This is a genomic window from Campylobacter sp. BCW_6464 (assembly GCF_001762775.1).
Taxonomy (GTDB): Bacteria; Campylobacterota; Campylobacteria; order Campylobacterales; family Campylobacteraceae; genus Campylobacter_D; species Campylobacter_D jejuni.
Window position 1 is genome coordinate 1 of record NZ_MJXM01000070.1, and the last position, 1,928, is coordinate 1,928.

3 protein-coding genes are annotated in these 1,928 nt (G+C 31.6%); all 3 read left to right on the forward strand.

Annotation, left to right across the window (positions count from 1 at the left end; genetic code table 11):
* Positions 1 to 14 precede the first annotated feature (14 nt).
* Entirely contained in the window at positions 15 to 1,079 is a 1,065-nt protein-coding gene (locus AJ885_RS07705; protein ID WP_070281049.1) for a phage tail protein, read from the forward strand.
* A complete protein-coding gene (locus AJ885_RS07710) occupies positions 1,076 to 1,582 on the forward strand; it encodes a DUF4376 domain-containing protein (protein ID WP_070281052.1) in 507 nt (168 codons plus the stop codon). The genes AJ885_RS07705 and AJ885_RS07710 overlap by 4 nt, the downstream gene beginning before the upstream one ends.
* Positions 1,579 to 1,928: DUF1353 domain-containing protein (locus AJ885_RS07715; protein WP_070281054.1), on the forward strand; the 350-nt coding region annotated here is incomplete at its 3' end. The genes AJ885_RS07710 and AJ885_RS07715, both read left to right, overlap by 4 nt.

The following is a 1,928-nucleotide window of genomic DNA, read 5'->3' on the forward strand; positions in this document are numbered from 1 at the left end:
AAAGGAGTGTATTAATGGCAAAAAGTGAATACTATACCATACTAACAAAAATTGGCATTGCTAAATTTATTGCCGCAAGAGCAAGTGGAAATGGTATCAATTTAAAAAGCTTTAAATTAAGTTCAAAAGTTATTTTACCCAGTGAAGAAATGCAAAGTTTAGAAGAGATTGTTTATGAAGCTAATATTAGTAGCAAAAGCGTGGATGAAAGCAATCCAAACTATGTGAATTTAATGTGTCATGTGCCAAGCAATGTAGGGGGATTTGAAGTTAATGCAGTAGGCGTTTATGATGAAGCAGGAGATTTGCTTGCAGTTGGAAATGTCCCACGCACCTACAAACCTGTCTTAAAAGAAGGCAGCGCTAAAGAGCTTATGATAAAAATTGTCATGGAGCTTTCTAATGCAGAGGAAGTTATTTTAAAACTAGATCCTAGTGTGATTATGGCAAGTCGTGATTATGTGGATGCTATTAAAATTGAGCTTGAACTCAAAATTGAAACCTTGAAAGAAGAATTAAAAGCTTTGATTAACACCAAGGAAGACAAGGGTGTAGCGGCTAATTTGGATAAAGCTTTAAAAACAGAATTAACAAAGCTCATCAATAAAAAGGAAAATACAGGAACTGCCGCTTCTTTAGATGCACAATTAAGAGATGAATTAATAGCTTTAATCAATAAAAAAGAAAACATAGGCGTAGCAAAACAATTAGTGGATGCTTTAAAAGAAAAAATTCCTAGTCTAGCTTTATTGAATAATATAGAATTATTATCATTGATAGGTTTTGGTGTTTATCTTGATGGAGATCCTTTAACTAAGGCTCATGATATGAGAAGCAGAGTCAATTATACAAATACAACAGGGCTTACAATTCCTGTTACTATACATACTATACTATTGAGGGTGGAAGCAGATGTAGATGTGATTGTAAACAATAAAAAAATTACTACACTTAGACCAAATTCTCAAATTACATTAATATTAAAACCTAATGATATTTACTCAATTTTTACTTTAGCTAACCCAACAAATGTGTTGGTAGAAGCACGTCTTTTAAATCTTAATAGGAGCCATATATGAAATATTTTATAGACAAAAACGATAATAATCAAATTTATGCTTATGAGGATGAAGTGAGCGATGAGCAAATTAAAACAGGTTTAACGCCTATTAGCGAAGAAGAGTTTAACTCTTTAATAAATCCTCCTAAAAGCGAAGAAGAGCTTTTAAACGAGGCAAAAGAGTTAAAAATCAACGAGATTAATACAAAAAAAGAAAATATTCTAAATGGTGGATTTTCTTTTAAAGGTAAAATCTATCAAAGTTCTAATGAAGATCAGTTAAGAATTAATGGAGCAGTAACCAATGCTCTTGTTAATCCTAATTTAATTCCTTATATTGATTGGATTGCACTTGATAATTCAACTACAAGATTTAGCGTAGATGAGTTTAAACTCTTTGCAAGTAGCATGGCTTATTTTGTGCAAGAAACTATTTTTAAAGCAAGTGCTTTAAAAGAAAAAGCTAGAAATGTACAAAGCAAAGAAGAACTTGATTTAATTGTTTGGGAGAGTGAAAAATGACTAAAACAGAATTAAAAAGGGTTTGTGTAAAGCCCTATGATAAAGACAGATTTGAAGTAATTAGTGATTATGCTTTTTCTTTGCCAAATTATAAAGGCATTGTACCACAAGGCTTTAAAACGGATGGAGCAAGTATCCCACGCCTTTTTTGGTCTTTGTTTCCACCTTTTAAAAGCGAGTATTTTAGTGCTTGTGTGGTGCATGATTTTTTGTGCGAAAAAGCAAACTCTAGGGCTGATTACAAAATAGCTGATTTAGCATTAAAAGAAGCTATGACTTTGCTTGGATGTTCTAAGTTTAAAATCTTTGTATTTTATCATTCTTGCAATCTTTATCATGCAATAAA